This window comes from Mesorhizobium sp. ESP7-2 (genome assembly GCF_020164715.1).
Lineage (GTDB): Bacteria > Pseudomonadota > Alphaproteobacteria > Rhizobiales > Rhizobiaceae > Mesorhizobium.
Genome location: NZ_JAIUGQ010000102.1, coordinates 1 through 1,416, shown reverse-complemented (window position 1 = coordinate 1,416; position 1,416 = coordinate 1). Strand labels below are relative to the sequence as shown.

Sequence of the window (1,416 nt, the reverse complement as noted above, 5' to 3'; positions counted from 1 at the left end):
TGAACTGACCCCGTAAAGTTGGACGGTTCATTGATCTGGTAGATTTAAGGGCTGGGTCCTGTATTGCACAGGGGCCAGCCCTTTCAGTTTCAGTTTGATGCGGCGGTGGTTGTAGTAGTCGATGTAGTGCTCGATGGCCGTATCGAGGCTTTGGACAGTTTCGAACCTTTCCGGATGGAAGAGTTCGGATTTGAGCGTGGCGAAGAAGCTCTCAATCGGTGCGTTGTCGAGGCAATTGCCTTTGCGTGACATGCTTTGTGCAAGGCCTCTGGCTTCCAGCCTGCGCTGGAATGCCGACATCTGGTACTGCCATCCTTGATCGGAATGCAGGATTGGCCGTTCGTCCTCATCGAGCCGGGCGAAGGCTTTGGTCAGCATATTGTCCACCAGTTTGAAGCGTGGGCGGCGCGCCGTCTCGAAGGCGACGATCTCGCCATTGTAGAGGTCCATGATGGGAGACAGGTAGAGTTTGTCGCCGGCCACGCTGAACTCCGTCACGTCGGTCACCCATTTGCGGTTGGCGCGGTCGGCGTTGAACTTGCGCTGCAGGAGGTCGGGAGCGGTGCGCCCAACCCCGCCCCTGTAGGAACGATACTTCTTCGGCCTGACCAGCGACTTCAATCCCATCCCGGCCATCAGGCTCTGGACGGTCTTGTGGTTGACGCGTTGACCCGACTGGCGCAATTGCGCGGTCACCCGGCGATAGCCGTAGCGGCCCTTGTGGCTGTCGAAGATGGCCTTGATCGCCTCCTTCAGCGCCGCATGGCGGTCCGGGCGCGAGGTCGCCTTTTGCCTGTAATAGAACGTGCTGCGCGGCAGCTTTGCCAGTTCGAGTAGTCCCTCAAGCGGATGCAACGGCCTTAACGCCTGGACGGCTTGCGCTTTTTGGGCGCGTGTTCCTGCGTTAAGGCCTTCAGTTTTTTTAGGTAGGCGTTCTCCATGCGCAGATAGTTCAGTTCAGCCACGAGCTCCTCACGGCTCTTGGCCTCATCATTGCGCGCTTCAGGCGGCTCAAGCGGCGGTTCAGGCGCCGGTTTTGGCATCGATCGCGGTCTTCCTCTGCGGCGCGGGGCGAGCGCCTCTATCCCGCCCGCATGATAACGCTTCTCCCAGCCCGCCAGGCAACCCGCGTTGCGGATATTGAACAACGCCGCCGTCTGGCGGTACGACAGACCTTCTCCCCACATCCGCTCGAGCACCGACAGCTTGAATGCTGCGTCGTAATGATCGTATTTGCCCGACAGCCCCGCATCGCCATGCGCCTGGTACAAAGCAACCCACTTGCGAACCGTCGCCGCGTCAATGCCAGCAGCGGCGCCAGCGCTTGCGTAACTCTCGTCCCCGCTCAAGTAGCGCTCAACAATCGAGCGCTTCTCAAGCTCGCTGAATCTGGACATGCAAAACCCCCGAAGGTTG

General features: G+C 59.7%; 1 protein-coding gene. It reads right to left on the bottom strand.

Going from position 1 to position 1,416, the window contains the following annotated elements:
- Positions 1-27 precede the first annotated feature (27 nt).
- Positions 28-1,397 (bottom strand): IS3 family transposase gene (locus LB543_RS33805; protein WP_411908809.1). Its coding sequence is split into 2 segments (ribosomal slippage): positions 28-903 and positions 906-1,397, totalling 1,368 coding nucleotides; the frame shifts between segments, so codons are not numbered across the junction.
- Between the last annotated feature and the right edge of the window lie 19 nt (positions 1,398-1,416).